An 18,350-nucleotide genomic window follows, 5' to 3' on the forward strand; every position below is an offset into this window, starting at 1 on the left:
GCAAGACGCCATCCGCACGTTGCGGGTTTACGGCACCGACGGTTTCCCCTTGTCACCTTGCCGGTGATCGTCTCTCACGGGCCTATGCTGAGCCTTAGCCCGGAAGTCGCGCTCCTCGTCCTGGGCATCCTCCTTCTCGCCACGGTGTTCGCGGGCTCGCTTTCGAGTCGGTTCGGATTGCCGGCGCTGATCGGCTTCCTGTGCCTGGGCATGCTGGCCGGGGTGGACGGGCCCGGCGGGATCGCGTTCGACGATTACCTGCTGACCCAGGGCGTAGGCATCGCGTGCCTCATCTTCATCCTGTTCTCTGGCGGCATCGACACCGACTGGCGCGACGTGCGCCGTGTTGCCACGCCCGCGCTGGTGCTGGCCACTGGTGGCGTTCTGATCAGTGCGGGGATCATGGCGCTCGCGGCGAACCTGCTGCTGGGGTTCAGCCCGTATCAGGGCTTCCTGCTGGGCGCGATCATCGCTTCGACCGATGCGGCGGCGGTGTTCGCCATCCTGCGGTCCACCGGGCTCGACCTGCATGGCGACGTCCCCGCGCTGATCGAGGTGGAATCGGGCTCCAACGACCCGATGGCGATCTTCCTCGTCGGGGCTGCACTGATGTTCATTACCGTGCCCGACTTCTCGCCGATCACGCTGGTCCCGCAATTCCTGCTCCAGATGGTGCTGGGCGCAGCCGTCGGCTTCGGCGCGGGCTACCTGCTGCCCGAGATCCTCAAGCGCTCGCAATACCGCCATGGCGGCCTCGCGTTCGTCATTTCCATCGCTGCTGCGCTGATCGCCTACGGGCTGGCATCCGTCCTTGGCGGAAACGGCTTCCTTGCCGCCTATGTCGCAGGTCTGACCGCAGGCAACCGGACCTACCGCGCGAGCACGATCGTCTCCACCTTTCAGGATGGGCTGGCGTGGCTGGCGCAGGTGGTCATGTTCCTCACGCTCGGCCTGCTGATCACGCCGTCCAACCTCACCGGCGTGATCGTGCCCGGCCTCGCCATCACCTTCATCCTGATGTTCATTGCCCGCCCGGTGAGCGTGTTCGTGTGCCTCGCGCCGTTCCGTCAGTTCGGCTGGCGGGCCAAGCTGTTCGTGTCATGGGCGGGGCTGCGCGGCGCGGTGCCCATCGTGCTCGCCACCTTCCCCATCGTCGCGGGCGTGCCGAGCGCGTTCACGATCTTCAACATCGTGTTCTTCGTGGTTCTGCTGTCGAGCATGATCCAGGGGCCGACGATCAACTGGCTGGCCAACCGCCTGGGCCTGCGGGCCGAGCAGGATGTGGCCGGCCCCGTGCCTGCGGATGACGCGGAGCTCTAGGCTCCGGTACTCTAGGCGCCCGTGGGCGGTTCTTCCTCGACCAGGCCTTCCTTGCGCTCCGGGTCGAGCCCGTGCCTGAGCAGCATCGGGATCTGGCTGAAGGTGAACGCGAAGCTGAGCCCCATGAACACCCACAGCTTGGACCAGAGCCAGTCCTCGAAGCTCAGGTTCATGCGCAGCACTTCGTTGAGCACCGCGAGGAACAGGAAGAAGAAACCCCAGTTGCGCGACAGTTTGAGCCAGCCTTCTTGGCTGAGCCCTTCGAACGCGGCCTCCAGCAGCCATTGCAGGAACGCCTTGCCGCGCAGCCAGCCGATCAGCAGCACGACACCGAAGAAGGCGTAGAGCACGGTCGGCTTCACCTGCACGTAGAACGGATCGCGCAGCAGGATCGTCATCCCGCCGAAACCGACGATCAGCACGGTCGACAGCATCAGCATCTTGGAGATCTGCCCGGTCAGCAGCTTGCTCGCGATCAGTGCGGCGATGGCGGCAACGATGAATGCGCCGGTCGACTTGATGATGGCGACGAGCGTGCCGACGGAATCATCGCCATCGGGCCGGAAGAGGTAGAACGAGAGCAGGAAGACGATCAACGGGCCATAGTCGATCGCGACGTTGAGCCAGCCGGATCTGGTCTTCTTGGGCGGCGTTTGGGTGTCGGCCATCAATGTCTTCCCGTGTCGTTACGAGCGGCGCAGCCGCGCGGCATTCCATGCGCCAGGTCGGTCGCAAAAGCGAATCGCAATGACGACCTGTCAGGCCACCCCTGCGATGACGCGCGCGACCAGATCGGGGTCGAACGGGCGCAGGTCGTCGAGCTGTTCGCCGACTCCGATGGCGTGGATCGGCAGGCCGTATTTCTGCGCCGCCGCCACAAGGATGCCACCGCGTGCAGTGCCGTCCAGCTTGGTCATGATCAGCCCGGTGACGCCTGCGACCTCCTGAAACACGTCGATCTGGCTGAGCGCATTCTGGCCGTTGGTCGCATCGAGCACCAGCACGACATCGTGCGGCGCCTCGGGGTTGAGGCGGCCGAGGACTTTGCGGATCTTCGCCAGCTCATCCATCAGCTCGCGCTTGTTCTGCAACCGGCCTGCGGTGTCGACGATCAGCGCGTCGGTGCCTTCATCGGTCCCGCGCTTGACCGCGTCGAACACGATCGAGGCCGGATCGCCGCCCTCGGGCCCGCGCACCAGCGGCACGCCGACGCGGTCCGCCCAGGTCTGCAACTGGCCGATCGCGGCGGCGCGGAAGGTGTCGCCCGCCGCCAGCATGACCTCGTAATCGTCTTCCATGAAGAGGTGCGCGAGCTTGGCGATGGTGGTGGTCTTGCCGCTGCCGTTGACGCCGATCACCAGGATCACCTGCGGGCGCGGAAAGGCGGTGACTTCGAGCGGCTTGGCGACCGGGCGCAGGATCGCGGCGATTTCCTCCGCCACCGCCTCGCGCAGCTGGCGTTCGGTAATCTCGGCGCCAAAGCGCTGTTCGCGCAGCGCCTCGCGCACGCGGCCAGCGGCTTCGGGGCCGAGGTCCGACATGATCAGCGCATCCTCGATCTCGTCGAGCGTGGCGTCGTCGAGCCGCGTATTTCCCACCGGCGCGATATTCTCGCTCAGGCGGTCGGAAGTCTTGCGAAAGCCGCCCAGCAGGCGGTCGCTCCAGCTGGAGGAGCTCTGTTCGCTCATGCGAGCATCCCTTCGATGATCCGGGTGGGGGTAATGGAGGCGATGGTGCCCGGCGCGGTGCCTTCTGGCAAGGCGACGCGCGCGAAGTGCGGGGTGTAACCGCTGCCGTCCTTCTCGGCGAGCACTGTGTGCGGCTGGCCGATCAGGCTGGCGAGCCAGCCATCGCGGGTGCGCCGCACGGCGCTGCGCAATTCGGCAGCGCGCGCCTTGATCGTGGCGACGCCCACCTGCGGCATCCGCGCGGCAGGCGTGCCCGCGCGGGGCGAGTAGGGGAAGATATGTCCGTGGACGATGCCGCATTCGCGGATGATCGAGAGGTTATCGGCATGATGCGTATCGGTCTCGGTCGGAAAGCCCGCGATCAGGTCCGCGCCGATCGCGATCTCGGGCCGCTGCGCCTTGAGCCGCGCGACCAGATCGACCGCATCGCCGCGCAGATGCCGCCGCTTCATCCGCTTGAGGATCAGGTCGCTGCCATGCTGGAGCGAGAGGTGCAGGTGCGGCATCACCCGTGGTTCGTCTGCGATCAGATCGAACAGCGCGTCGTCGATCTCGATCCCGTCGACAGAGGACAGGCGCAGGCGCGGCAATTGCGGGAATTCATCCAGAATTGCGGCGACCAGCGCACCGAGTCGCGGCTCGCCCGGCAGATCGTGGCCCCAGGAGGTCAGATCGACCCCGGTCAGCACCACTTCCCGCGTGCCTTCGATCAGCCGCGCCTCGACCGCGCGCAACACGGCGGCGATATCGTCAGACCGGCTGGTGCCACGCCCCGCCGGGATGCTGCAGAAGGTGCAGGCATGGTCGCAGCCGTTCTGCACGCCGATGAAGGCGCGGGTCCCCTGCTGGCGCAGCGCCACGCGCGGCTCGGGGACGTTCCAGCTGCGCGCGTCGAGCTTGGCTTGATTGGCAACGAACCCGTCGACCTCGTCCATCGCGCCCAGCGCCTCGCGCTCGGTCTCGGCGGCGCAGCCGGTCACCAGCAGGCGCGCTCCGGGATGCGCCTTGCGCGCACGGCGGATCGCCTGCCGCGTATGGCGCACCGCCTCGCGCGTGACCGAGCAGGAATTGACCACCACCAGATCGGGCTGCGCCTCTACCAGCGCGGCGATCCGCTCGCTCTCGGCATGGTTGAGGCGGCAGCCGAGCGATATGACCCGGGTTTCGCTCAAGAATAGTCGTCCAGCTCGAAGGTGCCGCGAAACGCTTCGCTGGCAGGGCCGGCCATGTGAATGCCGCCTTCCTCGTCGTGGCGGATGGTCAGCGTGCCGCCGGGCAGCGTCACCTCGACCTCGGCATCGACCAGCCCCTGGCGATAGGCGACGGTCGCGGTGGCGCAGGCCCCGGTGCCGCACGCCAGCGTGAGCCCGGCACCGCGCTCCCACACACGCAGCCGGATCGCCTTGCGCGACAGGATCTGCGCGACGTTGACGTTGATCCGCTCGGGAAACAGCGGGTCGGTCTCGATCTCCGGGCCCAGCGTCTCCAGCGGCACGGCGCGTGCGTCGTCGACGAAGAACACGATATGCGGGTTGCCGACATTCACCGCGCTCGGCCGTTCGAGCATGTCCCAGCCCAGCGGCATCTCTCGCGTGTCCATCGCGTAGGCGAGTGGGATGTCCTGCCAGTCGAACCGCGCGCGGCCCATTGCGGCTTCGGCCATGTTCTCGCCCGGGCGCACGCGAAGAGTGCCGCCGGCGGTGGCGATGCTGGCGGGCTGGCCATGCAGGACCGCGACCGCGCGGGTCGCGTTGCCGCATGCCTCCACCTCGCCGCCGTCGGCATTGTGGATCCGCATCGCGAGGTCCGCCTCGTCCGACGGGCGGAGTACGATCAGCTGGTCGAAGCCGATCCCGCGGTGCCGGTCCGCCAGCGCGCGGATTTGCGCGGTGTCGAGTGAGGGCAGGTCGATCTCGCGCCCGTCGAGGATCACGAAATCATTGCCCAGGCCGTGCATCTTGATGAAGGGAAGGCGCATAGTTCTGCGCACTTATGGCGGGGTGGCCCCCGCGTAAAGGCCGTGCGCGTATAATGCGAGGTGTGCGGCGCGTGAGGCTCAGGCGCTCTTTCGGTGGTCGGGATCGGGAGCGGGCTGCGCGCCGGTTGCCACCGCGTTTTCGGCAAGCAGGTCGAGCTCGCTCAGCCGCTTGACCACGGCTGCCGCATCTTCCGGCTTGCCGTAGAGATAGCCCTGGCCCTTCATCTCCCCCATGCCGCGCAGGGTTTCCAGGATCGAAGCATCTTCGATCCCCTCGGCGGTAATGGGAATCTGGAGGCCCTGGCCCAGCGAGACGAGCGTGTTGACTATGTGATCCTGTTGCTCGCGATTGTGCATCAGCTCAGGCGAGGCCTGCGCCACGCGGCGCAGCTCGCCGACGAAACTCTTGTCGATCTTGACGCGGTCGAAGGGCAGGGTGCGCAGCTGGGTGAGGGTGGAAAAGCCGGTTCCGAAATCGTCGAGGCTGACACGCACGCCCAGGTTCTTCAGGCTGACGATCATCGTCTGCACCGCGGCGAGGTTTTCCTGCAGGCAGGCTTCGGAAATCTCCACGTCCAGCCGGTGGGGCGGAAAGTCGCTGCCCAGCAACAGCTTCAGCAATTTCTGCGGCAGCCACGGATCGCGCAGCTGAACCGGAGAGATATTGATCGACAGGGTCAGGCTGGGGCTCCAGCTCTGGGCGTCGATCAGTGCGCGGCGGATCAGCATTTCGGACAGCGGGCCGATCAGGCCGCAATTTTCGGCGATCGGAATAAAGATATCCGGGCTGACTTCGCCCAGTTCCGCCGAATGCCAGCGGGCGAGCATTTCGAAGCCGACCAGTTGCCCGGTCTCAAGGTCGATCTGCTGTTCGTAATGAGGGGTGAACTCGCCGCGTTCGAGCCCGGCGCGAATCGCCGTTTCCATCTCGCGTCTAATCCGCGCCTCGGCCTCCATCGAAAGATCGAACCAGCAGAACCGGTTCCGGCCTTCCTTCTTGGCCTGATACATTGCGAGGTCGGCGCGACGCATCAGTTTGCGCGCCGCCGTTTCCAAATTCTCGATCGGCTCTTCGGGCCGGTGAACCGCGATACCTACCGAAATGGTCACCTCGAGCGAACCGACCTCGGTATCGATCGGCCTGGCAATATTGCCGGTCATCTCGCATGCCCACAGTTCCAGACTGTCGGGATCATCCTTTACCAGCGGCATGATGAACGCAAATTCGTCGCCACCCAGGCGCGCACAGTCCCCGCCGGGCGGCGTCATCGACTTGAGCCTGCGGGAGACTTCCAGCAGCACCTCGTCGCCGGCCTGGTGACCATTGGTGTCGTTGATCTCCTTAAAGCCATCGAGATCGATCATCACAAAACCAGCAGCGTACTGCGTGTCGCCAATCGCGGCGAGGGCGTTCATCATTTTCTCGGTCGCGCAGCGGCGGTTGAGGCAGCCGGTGAGAGGGTCGATCTGCGAAAGGTGTCGCGCCTGTTCTTCGGCCTCGCGGCGCTGCTCGATCTCCTTGCGCAGATCGACATAGCGACGCCAGCCGAAGATGATCAGCGCGATATTGAGCAGCAGGGCGTTGACGAGTGCGGTATCGGGCGGTGTGGCGCTGCTGTCGAGCCAGTGCCGCGCGACCTGCGGCATCACGGTGCCGCCGATGCCGACGAACAGGATGATCGCCGCAGTGGCGATGCCCAGCATCACCACGTCGCGCTGCGCCTTGTCGAGGCGGGGCAGATCGTCGACCTTGTCACCCATGAGGCGTGGCAATCTTCATCCTGAGAATGCAGTTTTCCGTCCGGTTCGACTCACTTTTGGCAGCAGGTCTTGAAAATCGGGTAAATGCGCCGTGCGAAAGTCGCGCCGATTGTGGTTTGCGTGCGATGGACCCTCGGCACGATCATGCGTTCTCCCCGAGGACGCTACAGATTCAAGGGAGCAGACATTGCGCTACTGGCTGATGAAATCGGAACCCGACGTTTATGGGTGGGACGATCTGGAAAAGGAAGGCACCGGCGTGTGGGACGGTGTCCGCAGCCATCAGGCGAAGAACAACCTCGCCGCGATGGAGGTGGGCGACCAGGCGTTCTTCTACCACTCCAATATCGGGCGCGAGATCGTCGGCATCGTCGAAATCGTCGAGGCTCACATGACCGACCCGACCGACGATACGGGCAAGTGGGCTGCGGTGCGGGTAAAGCCCAAGACCAAGCTTCCCAGCGTCGTGACCCTGAAACAGGTCAAGGCGGAGCCCCAGCTGGCCGAAATGCAGCTGGTCAAGCTGTCGCGCCTTTCGGTGGCCGAGGTGATGCCGGACGAGTGGTCGATCATCCTCGAAATGGCGGGTGTCTGACGCGGCTTTCGCGCACTCCGATGCGCGGCGTTTGTTCCGAAATTATGATAGGTGGAGCGCCGTGACGCGCTGGTCGCAAGCGGCACTCGCTTGGGCGCATCCGACCCTGCCAAAGGGAACGTAAACCCCTGTTTCCCGGTTTCTTTATCACATCGGCGCTGATGCCGACGCATGAGATGGAGAACGCAAATGGGTGAACTGAAGAGCAAGGTCGAAGGTAACGTCAACGAAGCCATCGGCAAGGTCAAGAAGCAGTCCAACGATCCCGAAACGCGCGCCGAAGGCCGCGGTCAGGAAGTGAAGGGCAAGGCCCAGCAGGCCAAGGGCGAAGTCCAGGGCGCGCTCGGCGACGATATCTGATCGTCACGCAGTGAAGTGAAAAGAGGGGCGGTGCCATTGCGGCGCCGCCCCTTTTTCGTCGCGTCAGGCCTTTGCGCGCAGACCGCTGACGGTCGCGCCGCTTGCAGCGAGCTGTTCGATGTCGATCTTCGCGTGGATCAGCCGCAATCCCTTGCGTCCCTTCGCCTCGATCAGGGCATCCTCGAATTCGCCGGTGGTTGCGGCAGTCGCGCTCCAGGCACCGAAACTCGCGGCGAAGGCCGCAAAGTCTGGATTGACCAGGTGGGTGGCAGAGATCCGTTCGGGAAACTCGCGTTCCTGATGCATCCGGATCGTGCCGTAGCCGCTGTTATCGACCACGATCGCCAGAAGATCGCAGCCCGCCTGCGCCGCGCTCGCCAGTTCCTGCCCGTTCATCAGGAAATCGCCATCGCCCGCCACGGCGACCACGGTCCGCTCCGGAAAACGCTGCGCCGCCGCGACCGCTGCGGGCACGCCATACCCCATCGCGCCGCAGGTCGGCGCGAGCTGGCTGGGATAGCCCTCGTAACGCCAGTAGCGGTGCCACCAGCCGGCGAAATTGCCCGCACCGTTGCAGATGATCGTATCGGCGGGCAGCGTATCGCGCATGAACTGCACGCAGGCCGCGAGGTCGAGCGGGTAGGTGTCGCTCGGTGTCGCTGTGGCCCACTCGGCCCATTCCTGGTGCGCTTGTGCACCCGCGTCGAACGGCAGCGGATCCTCGCCCGCCCATAGCGCCGCGCTCTCTGCAAATTCGTCCATGCTGGCGCAGATGGAGAGGTCGGCGGGGTAGACGCTGCCGATTTCCGCAGGATCGGGATGGACGTGGATCAGCGTGCGCTCCTTGTCCTCCAGCGGCGGGATGCGGTAGCTGTCGGTGGTTGCCTCGCCCAGCCGCGCGCCGACCACCAGCAGCAGGTCGGCCGCCTTGACCCGCTCTACCAGCTTGGGGTTCGGGCCATAGCCCAGGTTCCCCGCATAGACCGGAGAGGATGGCGAAATCGCATCCTGCCGGCGGAACGCTGTCGCCACCGGCAGGCCCAGCCGCTCGGCAAACAGCTGGAAATACTCGCGGGATTTGGTGTTCCAGCCCGCTCCGCCGATGATCGCGAGCGGCGCGGCGGCATCGCCGATCAGCGCCATCATCGCCTGCATCGCATCGGGGCAGGGTGCCTGCGCGGGCCGCGTCACAGCCGCCCGGGGAAGCGCTTCGGTCGCGTCGTAAAGCATGTCTTCGGGCAGGGCGAGCACCACCGGGCCGGGCCGCCCGGAGATCGCGGTGGCATAGGCACGCGCGATATATTCGGGAATCCGGTCCGCCCGGTCGATCCGCGCGCTCCACTTGGAGATCGGCGCGAAAAATGCCGGGAAGTCGATCTCCTGAAAACCCTCGCGATCGCGCATGTCGCGCCCGACGTCGCCGATGAACAGGATCATCGGCTGGCTGTCCTGCATGGCGACATGCACCCCGATGCTGGCATTGGTTGCGCCCGGCCCGCGGGTGACGAAGGCAACGCCGGGCCGCCCCGATCCCGCAGCATTCATCGCGCCGTCGGCACAGGCCATGAACGCGGCGCCGCCTTCCTGCCGGCAGGTCGTCACATTGATCTGCGGAACATCGACCAGCGCGTCGAGCACCGGGAGAAAGCTCTCGCCCGGGACGGTGAAGATGCGATCGCAACCCTGCGCAGCAAGGCAATCGACGAGCAGGCGCGCAGCCTGCGGAGTTTTGTGGTCAGCCATCCGCCCGCGTCTAGAGCGGGCTGCGGCGGTGGGCAATCATCCCGCGCGTTAACGCTTGAACGCGGGCAGTGTCCCACCGGCGGACGGGTAGGAGGGGCCGCTCGCCAATCCTTACCAAAAGGTTAAGCCTCGTGGACATGAGACGTTCGCTTGTCCTTACAAACGAATCGGCGCGGCACCCTTTCCGCGCCTCGCTGCCCGTGCGGCCCGATCTGAGGCGCGACCTGATTGTCCGGCGCACGCGCTGGTCCTTCGGGCGAAGCGACTGGGCCGGCTTTCTCGGCGCCTATGTCGTGTGCCTTGCCGGCGCGCTGATGTTCATCTTCTAGTCGAGGTGGACGCTCGGCAGATGCTCCTCGGCGTGGAGCTTGCGGGCCATCCAGCAGGTAATCAGGCATAGCGCCACGCTGGCGAGCAGCTGTTCTGCGATCGATATGCCCAGATAGGTCATGACCAGGGCCAGCACCGATCCGAACACCATGTAGCTGGAACTGATCACATTGGTTGCCGCGATGGTGCGCGAGGCCATGTTCCCCGCCACCCGGGTGGTCAGGAAGGCGTAAAGCGGCACCACGAAGATGCCTCCGGCGACCGAGATCATCAGCAGGTTGACCAGCAAAACCCACGCCAGCGGGTAGGTCAGAAACTCGGGCACGGTCAGGAAGGGGCCTTCGAGGCCGGTCGGCCACTGGCGCACGAACACGTAGAACAGGACGAGGAAAAATCCCATCGCCACCACCCCTGCGGGGGCATGCCGGGCCGAAACCTCGCCCTTCAGCAGGTGATTGATCACTACCGATCCGATCGCGATCCCGATCGAGAACATTACGATGAACAGCGTCGCGACTTCCTTGTTGGCGTGGATCACGTTCTTCACCAGCGGGGGGAACTGGATGAACAGGATCGCGCCGACCATCCAGAACACGCTGATCGAAAGCGTGGCCAGCCACACGACCCGGTCTTTCCGGACCGAGCGGATAAGCGCGATGGAAGAGCGCAGGATGTTCCAGTCGATCGGTTCGATCTCGCCCAGCGCCGGGGCTGCCGGGATCTGGCGGCTCATCGCGTATCCGACCAGCGCGGTCATGATGATCGCCACCATCGCGGCCTCCACCGGAATCCAGCCTGCGATGATCGTGCCGAAAAGGATCGCGACATAGGTGCCCGCCTCGACCAGGCCGGTGCCTGCCAGCACCTCGGTCTTGCGCAGATGCTGCGGCAGGATCGCGTATTTGATCGGCCCGAGAAAGGTCGATTGCAGCCCTGCCAGAAACAGCGCGAACAGCATCAGGGGCACCGCCACGCTGTGCACCAGCGTATCCTGCCAGGCCAGGAAAAGCCCGGCTGCGCCGATGGTCATGATGCCGATCTCGCACAGCTTGACCGTGCGGATGATCTTCGCCTTGTCGCGCATGTCCGCCAGCTGGCCGGCGATCGCGGACACCACGATGAACGGACCGATGAACAGCCCGGTCGCGATCGCGCTGAACACGGTTTCCGTCTCGGGGTCGCTGTATACCGCGTACACCACGAACAGGACCATCGCGGTCTTGTAGAGATTGTCGTTGAAAGCGTTGAGCAGCTGTGTGCAGAACAGCGGCAGAAAGCGCCGCCGTCGCAGCAATCTCAACGTCGTCATAAATCCACTCCGGCGCGCATGGCCGCACCTCTTGCCTGCCACGCGTTAGAACAGGCCAGCGACATGCGCAAAGGGTGATGACGCTTTTTCTGGGAGCCTGCATCGACTAGGGGCATTCACCAAGAGATGCTGACACTTCCCAACCTGCTCACCCTGTCACGGATCCTCGCCGTGCCGTTGCTCGTCCTGTTCCTGTGGTGGCCGGACTGGCAACTCGGGTATGCGCTGGGCTTCGTGCTGTACTGCGCGGCGGCGATAACCGATTATTTCGACGGCATGCTCGCCCGTTCGCAGGGGACCGTGTCCAAGCTGGGCCAGTTTCTGGACCCAATCGCGGACAAGATCATGGTTGCGGCGGTAATCCTGATCCTGACCGCCAAAGGCGGGCTCACGGGGCCGATCGTCGGCGACGCCCACGTTATTGCGGGGCTGATCATCCTGATGCGCGAGATTATCGTGTCGGGTCTGCGCGAATTTCTCGGCGGTATTCAGGTCTCGGTCCCGGTTAGCCGGCTCGCCAAGTGGAAGACCACGCTGCAGCTGATCGCGCTGGGGACGCTGATCCTGGCCGGCGTGTTCCACGAGATCGAGCCGATCCGGTGGGCAGGGCTGGGCGCCTTGTGGGTTGCCGCAGTCCTGACCTGCGTGACCGGCTACGATTACCTGCGTGTCGGGCTGCGCCACATGGATACGTGATTCGCACGCAAGAAATTGTGCGAATCACTACCCAACTTCTTTCAGGTTTGTCTAAGTGACGGTTCCAAAAGGGGTAAAAATTCTTCGCTCGGTTAGCATCGGTGAAAGCTTCTTCGCGCCATAAAGGGGCATGGCGACGAACCCCACGATAGAGGCGAACCCACCGGTAGCGACCTTGTTGCAGCGAATCGGGCTGCCGCGTCTGCGGTGGCCGCGTCTGGTGGCAGACAACTCCGAAATGCCGGCATCTGCGCAGATCGATCCGCGCGCGCGTCGTCGGCTGCTGGACGAGATCAGCAACTTCCTGATCGAGCATGATCTTGAGGTCACACCGTCCAACCTGCTTGCGGCGCATGAGGCCTGTTCGGGCATCAATCCACGGCTGGCACGCAGGATCGAGTGGCGTCGCGAACAAGGCGAGCCGATCACCCAGACATGGCTCGAGGAGGCCACCGTGGTGGATCCTTGCGCGGGTAAGAAATCGATCGAAGATCTGGCGAAGGATATGGAACGCGGGATCGACGAGCTGTCGCGTGCGTCCAAGTCGATGCGCCGGGCGACCTCGGACTACGGCGACGAGCTTGAGCGCCGTGTCGATGATCTGCAGGGGCCGTGCGACACTGAAGAGCTGATCTCCACGCTCTCGAATTTTGCCGAGGCGATGATTGCGCGGTCACGCCAGACCGAGGAAGAACTGAAGGCGAGCGAACGCGAAACGGCCAAGCTGCGCAGGAACCTGGATCGCGCTCGGCAGGATGCGCAGGTCGACTACCTCACAGGGTTGCCCAATCGCCGGGCCTTCGAAGAAGTTCTGGAAACATCCTATCGCGAGGCCCAGGACACTGGCGAGCCGTTGAGCGTGGCCTTCTGCGACATCGACCGGTTCAAGACAATCAACGACACACACGGTCATGAAGCGGGCGACCGGATCATTCGCGAGATTGCTGAGACGCTGTCGAGTCTTTGCACGAAAGACTGCTACATCGCGCGGCATGGGGGCGAGGAATTCGTTCTGCTCTTCAGGGGCGTAGAGCCGCAAGATGCACTCGCTCAGCTTGATGAGGCGCGCGAAGCGCTCGCATCGCGGCGAATGGTCAATCGGCGTACCGAAAAGCCGTTCGGCATGGTGACCTTTTCAGGCGGCATAGCCGATGTGCTGCAGTGCGCCGATCCGCGCGAGGCTCTCGCCGCTGCAGACCAAGCGCTCTATTGTGCGAAGCGCAGCGGGCGGAACCGAATTCGCCTTGCAGGCGAGCAATCGCGCGCTGCCTAGCCTATAGTGCGTTGCTGATCGCGGCGCGAAAATCCTGCCGTGTCCGGCGCAGCACGCGCGCTGCAGGTCTGTTGCTGACAGACGTGTGGACCCGCTTGTCGAACGATAGGTTGAGATCGTCGAGCAGGCTCGCAATCTCTTTGCGGCTCGATTCATGCGGCCGGATCATGTCGGGGATCAGCCCGAGGTCGAGATGGGTCAGCCCGAACTGGAACAGCTCACGAAAAGCGACCCTCTCCGTCAGGCCCTGACCGATCCGGAAATCATGCGCGATGGAGAGCCTCTCCAGCGCGTCGTCGACCCTGCTTATGTGGCGCTTTTCTGCGCTGCGGACCCGGTTCTTGACTACGATCCATTCGATTGGCCCCATCTCCTGCGTCAGCCGCTCTTCGCGCAGCGAGGCGACCGTCTGGCCGAAGCAGCCAGCCCGCTCGGGAACCCCGCTGACCGGGTTTAGATGCCCGAGCAGTTCGAGATCGAGGAACGACGCGTTGACCGGCGTCACCAGCGTGTCGGCAAGCGCGACGGCCCGGCGAAAGATCGCCGAGTCTGATCCGGCGGCGTCCAGTATAACGAAATCCGCGTCGCCGCCTAATCGGTTGATGGTCTGAAAAAGCGACGCCGTACTTGGCTGTTCGAGCACGGCAAACTGCGGTGTTGGCAGCCTGATGCCAAGATTGTTGGCGGTGCCCTCGCGATAGGTCAGCCCGCGCTCGAGAGTGCGCTGGCGCCGGTCCAGATCGACCGCGACGACCTGCTGGCCAACATGGGCGAGCGCGACTGCGACGTGGAAGGCGAGGGTCGACTTGCCGACGCCGCCCTTCTCGTTCGCGAAGGTGATGATGTGGGGATGCAGTCTGGGGCGCATGGCCAGATCGGCGACGACGTTGCGCGGAATTTCCTCGTCGGACCAGCGCGGATTGATCCGCGCTGCCAGGGGCGGCTTCGCCCCTGAACCTTTCCACATTGCCGTCATCCCGTACGCCCGCCCCGATTGCTGTGGTCCGGATGTGCGGTGATCCTGGTGCGCTGCGACCCGCCCGAAATCTCTATTTTTAACGCCTGCTGATCACCGACGGATCGGACACCTGCCATAAAAGCTCTGCGCCAGTCACGGTTTTTCTGGACTTTTTGGGCATTCAGGGTGCGCCGATCGGTCGATCAGCCGGCCCGTAATTCATCCGCCAGCAGGCGGAAGTCATTCTCTCTAGGGCTATTCTTCCGCCATATCAGGGCGATGTCGCGCGCCGCAGCCGGCGCATCGAGCGGGCGCGCGATCACGTTCGTGCCCTTCAGGATGCCCGCTTCCAGCGCCATTTCGGGCAGCATGGTGACCCCCAGACCGTTATCGACCATCTGCACCAGCGTGTGGAGACTCGTGCCGATCATGCTGGTCGCGGCGCGCAACTCGGGCCGGTTGCACGCGGCCAGCGCGTGTTCCTTCAGGCAATGCCCGTCTTCCAGCAGCAGCAGCCGGCCGTCCTCGATCGTCTCGGGCCGTATTTCCTTCGGCAGGTCGCGTGGCTCATCACCGGGATAGGCGACGTAGAAGCGATCCTCGCCGATGATCTCCTGCTCCACCTCGCCGGTGGGGAAGGGGAGGGCGAGCAGCACGCAGTCGACCCGCCCGTGGTGGAGCGACTCCACCGCGTCGCTGCTGGTCTCCTCGCGCAGGAACAGTTCCAGCTCGGGCCGTTCGCGGCGCAGGCGGGGCAGGATGCGCGGCAGCATGAACGGCGCGATCGTCGGGATCACGCTCATCCGCAGCGTACCGGTGAGTGGCTGGCCAGCGGCGCGCACCAGGTCCGACAGGTCTTCCGCCTGCCGCAGCAGAGCGTGCGCCTTCTCGACCACCTGCTGGCCAAGCGGAGTGAAGCGGACAACCCGCCGGCTGCGCTCCACCAGCGTCACGCCCAGCAGCGTCTCCAGCTCGCGGATGCCTGCCGACAGGGTCGATTGCGAGACGAAGCTCGCATCCGCCGCGCGGCCGAAATGGCCATGCTCGTGCAGCGCGACCAGATATTGCAGCTGACGGATCGTCGGCAGGTAAGTGCTCATCCCGGGCTAGTCCTCGACATCGTCGATATGGGTCATCTTCAGCTTGCCCTTCTCGACCGCGAAGGCGAGCTTGCCTTCGACCAGGTCGAGCGCATCGCGGCCGAACACCTCGCGCCGCCAGCCTTCCAGGATCGGCAGGTCGCGCACGCCTGCCGCCAGCTGCTCCAGCTCGCCCGAGCGGGTCAGCAGGCGCGGAGCGACGTCGATTTCGCGCGCGCGGATCTTGAGCAGCAGCTTGAGCAGGTCGGCGACCAGCGCGCCTTCCTTGCCCAGCGGTGCGCCGCGACTATTGCGCGCGGGCATCTCGCTGTCGGGCAGCGGCTCGGCGTTCTCCAGCACGTCCATCAGGCGGTTGCCGATCTCGTTGTCCTTCCACGCGTTCGAAAGGCCGCGGACCTTGGCAAGGTCGGCCTGCTTCTTAGGCGGATGGGAAGCAATGTCGGCCAGCGTCTCGTCGCGCATGATCCGCCCGCGCGGGATATTCTTGTGCTGCGCCTCGCCCTCGCGCCATGCGGCAACGGCCTTCAGCCGCCCGAGCACCTGTGCGTTGCGCCCCTGCGCGCGGATGCGCTTCCACGCCTTGTCGGGCTCGATCGCATAATTTTCCGGGTCGGCGAGCTTTTCCATCTCGGCGTTGAGCCACATGCCGCGATCGGTCTTCATCAGCTTCTTGAGAATTCGCGGGAAGATCTTGGCGAGATAGGTCACGTCCCCGATCGCGTATTCCAGCTGGCGGTCGGTCAGCGGGCGGCGGCTCCAGTCGGTAAAACGCGCGCCCTTGTCGATCGTCTTGTCGAGCCAGTGTTCGACCAGATTGGCATAGCCGATTTGTTCGGACTGGCTGATCGCCATCATCGCGATCTGCGTGTCGAAGATCGGGTGCGGGGTCTTGCCGGTGAGGTTGTAGAAAATCTCCACATCCTGGCTGCCCGCGTGGAAGATCTTCAGCACATCCTCGTTCTCGGTCAGCAGGTCGAGCAGGGGTTTGAGGTCGATCCCCTCGGCCAGCGGATCGATCGCCGCAGCCTCGTGCTCGTCGCCGATCTGGACCAGGCACAGCTCGGGCCAATAGGTGTTTTCCCGCATGAACTCGGTATCGACGCAGACGAAGTCGCCTTTGCCGAGCCGATCGCACAGGTCGGCCAATGCATCGGTGGTCGTGATCAGGTCGTGGATTTTCATATTTGATCTTTCTTTGCCGGGCGGAGTGCCGCCCTCGGGCCGTCGTGGCCCCTCCAATCGAGCGCGCCCGGCTTGACAAAACCGGGCCATTCGCGTGTTAGCGCGCGCAAGCTTTCAGGGCTTTCGCCGTCCAGCTTCGGCACGCCCCTAGCGCCTAATCCCCGAACCGGAAAGTTCCACAATGCACGCCTATCGCACCCATACTTGCGCACAGCTTCGCGAAAGCAATGTCGGCGAGACCGTTCGCCTGTCCGGCTGGGTCCACCGCAAGCGCGACCATGGCGGTGTCCTGTTCATCGACCTGCGCGACCACTACGGCATCACCCAGATCGTCGCGGACGAGGATAGCGAGGCATTGAGCCTGCTGGATTCGCTCAAGTCCGAGAGCGTCATCACGATCGACGGCGTGGTGAAGGCGCGGTCGCAGGAAACGCGCAACGCCAACCTGCCGACCGGCGATATCGAGGTCTTCGCCAAGTCCGCCACGGTCCAGTCGATGGCGGAAGAACTGCCGCTGCCCGTCGCAGGCGAGCAGGAATATCCCGAGGATATCCGCCTCAAGTACCGCTTCGTCGATCTGCGGCGCGAGCGGGTTCACAACAACATCATGCTGCGCAACCGGGTCATCACCAGCCTGCGCCGCCGGATGATCGACCAGGGCTTCTCCGAATTCCAGACGCCGATACTCGGCGCATCGTCGCCCGAAGGCGCGCGCGACTATCTGGTGCCGAGCCGCCTGCATCCGGGTCGTTTCTACGCGCTCCCGCAGGCGCCGCAGATGTTCAAGCAGCTGCTGATGGTCGCCGGCTTTGATCGCTACTTCCAGATCGCGCCGTGCTTCCGCGACGAAGACCTGCGCGCCGACCGCAGCCCCGAATTCTACCAGCTCGACTTCGAGATGAGCTTCGTGACGCAGGAAGACGTCTTCCAGGCGATCGAGCCGGTGCTGGCGGGCGTGTTCGAGGAATTCTCCGGCGGCAAGACCGTGACGCCCGCGGGCGAATTCCCGCGCATTCCCTATGCAGAGGCGATGCTCAAGTACGGCAGCGACAAGCCCGACCTGCGCAACCCGATCATCATCACCGATGTGACGCATCACTTCGAGAAGAGCGGCTTCGGTATCTTCGAGAAGATCGTCGGCGGTGGCGGCATCGTGCGCGCGATTCCCGCGCCGAACACCAACGAGAAGAGCCGCAAGTTCTTCGACGAGATGAACGACTGGGCGCGGCGCGAAGGCTATTCGGGCCTCGGCTACGTCACCCGTAAGGGTGGCGAGTTTGGCGGACCGATCGCCAAGAACCACGGGCCCGAAGAAATGGCCAAGCTCTATGACGAGCTGGGTCTGGGCGAGAATGACGGCCTGTTCTTCGCGGCAGGCAAGCCCAAGGAAGCCGAGAAGCTGGCCGGTGCCGCGCGCACGCGCGTCGGCGAGCAGCTCGAACTGATCGAACAGGGCTGCTTCAAGTTCTGCTGGATCGTCGACTTCCCGATGTTCGAATACGACGAAGATCAGAAGCGCATCGATTTCAGCCACAATCCGTTCTCGATGCCCCAGGGCGAGATGGACGCGCTGGAGAACCAGGACCCGCTCGAGATCAAGGCGTGGCAGTACGATATCGTCTGCAATGGCTACGAGCTGTCCTCGGGCGCGATCCGGAACCACCGTCCGGACATCATGTACAAGGCGTTCGAGGTGGCGGGCTATTCCAAGGAAGACGTCGACGCGAACTTCAGCGGCATGATCGAAGCGTTCAAGCTGGGGGCGCCGCCGCACGGCGGCTCGGCTCCGGGGATCGACCGGATCGTGATGCTGCTGGCGGACGAGCCGAACATTCGCGAAGTCATCGCCTTCCCAATGAACCAGCGCGCGCAGGACCTGATGATGGGCGCACCGTCGATCGTCAGCCCCAAGCAGCTGCGCGAGCTTTCGATCCGCACGGTCGAGCAGCCGAAACCGGACGCGCCCGAAGCAACCCGGGTCGATCGCGCCGGCGACGCCTGACGGGGCCGGGTTACTCCCCATCTTGCCGCTTCGCCCGATGCCTGTAAGGTTCGGG

The 18,350-nt window shown here is 64.5% G+C and carries 17 protein-coding genes; 7 read left to right on the plus strand and 10 right to left on the minus strand.

Annotation, left to right across the window (positions count from 1 at the left end):
* Positions 1-84 precede the first annotated feature (84 nt).
* Positions 85-1,320, plus strand: coding sequence for a potassium/proton antiporter (locus KYN89_RS00375; protein WP_222823307.1), 1,236 nt, complete (start codon positions 85-87; stop codon positions 1,318-1,320).
* An 11-nt stretch (positions 1,321-1,331) separates the two neighbouring features.
* Here the strand turns inward: KYN89_RS00375 and KYN89_RS00380 are convergent, their stop codons facing one another.
* The 5 genes from KYN89_RS00380 to KYN89_RS00400 all read right to left on the minus strand — a co-directional run bounded on the left by KYN89_RS00380 (position 1,332) and on the right by KYN89_RS00400 (position 6,747).
* Positions 1,332-1,988, minus strand: coding sequence for an inner membrane-spanning protein YciB (locus KYN89_RS00380; RefSeq protein ID WP_222823308.1), 657 nt, complete (start codon positions 1,986-1,988; stop codon positions 1,332-1,334).
* A 90-nt stretch (positions 1,989-2,078) separates the two neighbouring features.
* Positions 2,079-3,008, minus strand: a complete 930-nt coding sequence (ftsY, locus tag KYN89_RS00385) for a signal recognition particle-docking protein FtsY (protein WP_222823309.1) — start codon at positions 3,006-3,008, stop codon at positions 2,079-2,081.
* A complete protein-coding gene (locus KYN89_RS00390; protein WP_222823310.1) occupies positions 3,005-4,180 on the minus strand; it encodes a MiaB/RimO family radical SAM methylthiotransferase in 1,176 nt (391 codons plus the stop codon). Before KYN89_RS00390 ends, ftsY begins: the two co-directional genes overlap by 4 nt.
* Positions 4,177-4,986: a diaminopimelate epimerase gene (gene dapF / locus KYN89_RS00395; RefSeq protein ID WP_222823311.1), complete on the minus strand. Its 810-nt coding sequence runs from the start codon at positions 4,984-4,986 to the stop codon at positions 4,177-4,179. Before dapF ends, KYN89_RS00390 begins: the two co-directional genes overlap by 4 nt.
* Before the next feature lie 78 nt (positions 4,987-5,064).
* Positions 5,065-6,747, minus strand: a complete 1,683-nt coding sequence (locus KYN89_RS00400) for a putative bifunctional diguanylate cyclase/phosphodiesterase (RefSeq protein WP_222823312.1) — start codon at positions 6,745-6,747, stop codon at positions 5,065-5,067.
* Between the two features lie 202 nt (positions 6,748-6,949).
* Here KYN89_RS00400 and KYN89_RS00405 point away from each other — a divergent pair, with 202 nt between their 5' ends.
* Entirely contained in the window at positions 6,950-7,342 is a 393-nt protein-coding gene (locus KYN89_RS00405; RefSeq protein WP_222823313.1) for an EVE domain-containing protein, read from the plus strand.
* A 189-nt stretch (positions 7,343-7,531) separates the two neighbouring features.
* The gene (locus KYN89_RS00410) at positions 7,532-7,702 is read left to right on the plus strand and encodes a CsbD family protein (RefSeq protein WP_222823314.1); all 171 of its coding nucleotides are present in this window, start codon (positions 7,532-7,534) and stop codon (positions 7,700-7,702) included.
* A gap of 63 nt (positions 7,703-7,765) precedes the next feature.
* Here the strand turns inward: KYN89_RS00410 and KYN89_RS00415 are convergent, their stop codons facing one another.
* A complete protein-coding gene (locus KYN89_RS00415) occupies positions 7,766-9,445 on the minus strand; it encodes a thiamine pyrophosphate-dependent enzyme (protein WP_222823315.1) in 1,680 nt (559 codons plus the stop codon).
* Positions 9,446-9,582: 137 nt separating this feature from the next.
* Between KYN89_RS00415 and KYN89_RS00420 the strand changes: the two genes are divergently transcribed.
* Positions 9,583-9,774, plus strand: coding sequence for a hypothetical protein (locus tag KYN89_RS00420; protein WP_222823316.1), 192 nt, complete (start codon positions 9,583-9,585; stop codon positions 9,772-9,774).
* On the opposite strand, the gene KYN89_RS00425 is transcribed toward KYN89_RS00420, so the two are convergent.
* Positions 9,771-11,084: an MFS transporter gene (locus KYN89_RS00425; RefSeq protein WP_222823317.1), complete on the minus strand. Its 1,314-nt coding sequence runs from the start codon at positions 11,082-11,084 to the stop codon at positions 9,771-9,773. The two genes, KYN89_RS00420 and KYN89_RS00425, sit on opposite strands and share 4 nt — an antisense overlap.
* A 126-nt stretch (positions 11,085-11,210) precedes the next feature.
* On the opposite strand from KYN89_RS00425, the gene pgsA reads away from it, so the two are divergent.
* Both pgsA and KYN89_RS00435 read left to right on the plus strand, forming a co-directional pair.
* Positions 11,211-11,780 (plus strand): CDP-diacylglycerol--glycerol-3-phosphate 3-phosphatidyltransferase, encoded by a 570-nt coding sequence (gene pgsA, locus KYN89_RS00430; protein ID WP_222823318.1) that lies wholly within the window; start codon positions 11,211-11,213, stop codon positions 11,778-11,780.
* Between the two features lie 220 nt (positions 11,781-12,000).
* On the plus strand, positions 12,001-13,053 hold the full coding sequence (locus KYN89_RS00435; protein ID WP_346727164.1) for a GGDEF domain-containing protein: 1,053 nt from the start codon (positions 12,001-12,003) through the stop codon (positions 13,051-13,053).
* 1 nt (position 13,054) lies between these two features.
* On the opposite strand, the gene KYN89_RS00440 is transcribed toward KYN89_RS00435, so the two are convergent.
* From KYN89_RS00440 to rnd, 3 genes are all read right to left on the minus strand, one after another.
* Entirely contained in the window at positions 13,055-14,020 is a 966-nt protein-coding gene (locus KYN89_RS00440) for a division plane positioning ATPase MipZ (RefSeq protein WP_248284925.1), read from the minus strand.
* Positions 14,021-14,214: 194 nt separating this feature from the next.
* Positions 14,215-15,111, minus strand: coding sequence for a hydrogen peroxide-inducible genes activator (locus KYN89_RS00445; protein ID WP_222823320.1), 897 nt, complete (start codon positions 15,109-15,111; stop codon positions 14,215-14,217).
* A gap of 6 nt (positions 15,112-15,117) precedes the next feature.
* Entirely contained in the window at positions 15,118-16,293 is a 1,176-nt protein-coding gene (gene rnd / locus KYN89_RS00450; RefSeq protein WP_222823321.1) for a ribonuclease D, read from the minus strand.
* A 181-nt stretch (positions 16,294-16,474) separates the two neighbouring features.
* On the opposite strand from rnd, the gene aspS reads away from it, so the two are divergent.
* Positions 16,475-18,295, plus strand: a complete 1,821-nt coding sequence (gene aspS, locus KYN89_RS00455; RefSeq protein ID WP_222823322.1) for an aspartate--tRNA ligase — start codon at positions 16,475-16,477, stop codon at positions 18,293-18,295.
* Positions 18,296-18,350: the final 55 nt, after the last annotated feature.

The organism is Alteriqipengyuania abyssalis (genome assembly GCF_019857185.1).
GTDB classification, from domain to species: Bacteria; Pseudomonadota; Alphaproteobacteria; order Sphingomonadales; family Sphingomonadaceae; genus Alteriqipengyuania; species Alteriqipengyuania abyssalis.

What these genes read in the sequence shown, in the direction of transcription:
- KYN89_RS00405 (WP_222823313.1), top strand. Translation starts at nt 6,950, where the DNA reads ATGAAATCGGAACCCGACGTTTATGGGTGGGACGATCTGGAAAAGGAA.
- KYN89_RS00375 (WP_222823307.1), top strand. Translation starts at nt 85, where the DNA reads ATGCTGAGCCTTAGCCCGGAAGTCGCGCTCCTCGTCCTGGGCATCCTC.
- KYN89_RS00420 (WP_222823316.1), top strand. Translation starts at nt 9,583, where the DNA reads ATGAGACGTTCGCTTGTCCTTACAAACGAATCGGCGCGGCACCCTTTC.
- KYN89_RS00415 (WP_222823315.1), bottom strand. Translation starts at nt 9,445, where the DNA reads ATGGCTGACCACAAAACTCCGCAGGCTGCGCGCCTGCTCGTCGATTGC.
- KYN89_RS00440 (WP_248284925.1), bottom strand. Translation starts at nt 14,020, where the DNA reads ATGTGGAAAGGTTCAGGGGCGAAGCCGCCCCTGGCAGCGCGGATCAAT.
- KYN89_RS00380 (WP_222823308.1), bottom strand. Translation starts at nt 1,988, where the DNA reads ATGGCCGACACCCAAACGCCGCCCAAGAAGACCAGATCCGGCTGGCTC.
- KYN89_RS00445 (WP_222823320.1), bottom strand. Translation starts at nt 15,111, where the DNA reads ATGAGCACTTACCTGCCGACGATCCGTCAGCTGCAATATCTGGTCGCG.
- dapF (WP_222823311.1), bottom strand. Translation starts at nt 4,986, where the DNA reads ATGCGCCTTCCCTTCATCAAGATGCACGGCCTGGGCAATGATTTCGTG.
- KYN89_RS00400 (WP_222823312.1), bottom strand. Translation starts at nt 6,747, where the DNA reads ATGGGTGACAAGGTCGACGATCTGCCCCGCCTCGACAAGGCGCAGCGC.
- KYN89_RS00410 (WP_222823314.1), top strand. Translation starts at nt 7,532, where the DNA reads ATGGGTGAACTGAAGAGCAAGGTCGAAGGTAACGTCAACGAAGCCATC.
- pgsA (WP_222823318.1), top strand. Translation starts at nt 11,211, where the DNA reads ATGCTGACACTTCCCAACCTGCTCACCCTGTCACGGATCCTCGCCGTG.
- KYN89_RS00425 (WP_222823317.1), bottom strand. Translation starts at nt 11,084, where the DNA reads ATGACGACGTTGAGATTGCTGCGACGGCGGCGCTTTCTGCCGCTGTTC.
- rnd (WP_222823321.1), bottom strand. Translation starts at nt 16,293, where the DNA reads ATGAAAATCCACGACCTGATCACGACCACCGATGCATTGGCCGACCTG.
- ftsY (WP_222823309.1), bottom strand. Translation starts at nt 3,008, where the DNA reads ATGAGCGAACAGAGCTCCTCCAGCTGGAGCGACCGCCTGCTGGGCGGC.
- aspS (WP_222823322.1), top strand. Translation starts at nt 16,475, where the DNA reads ATGCACGCCTATCGCACCCATACTTGCGCACAGCTTCGCGAAAGCAAT.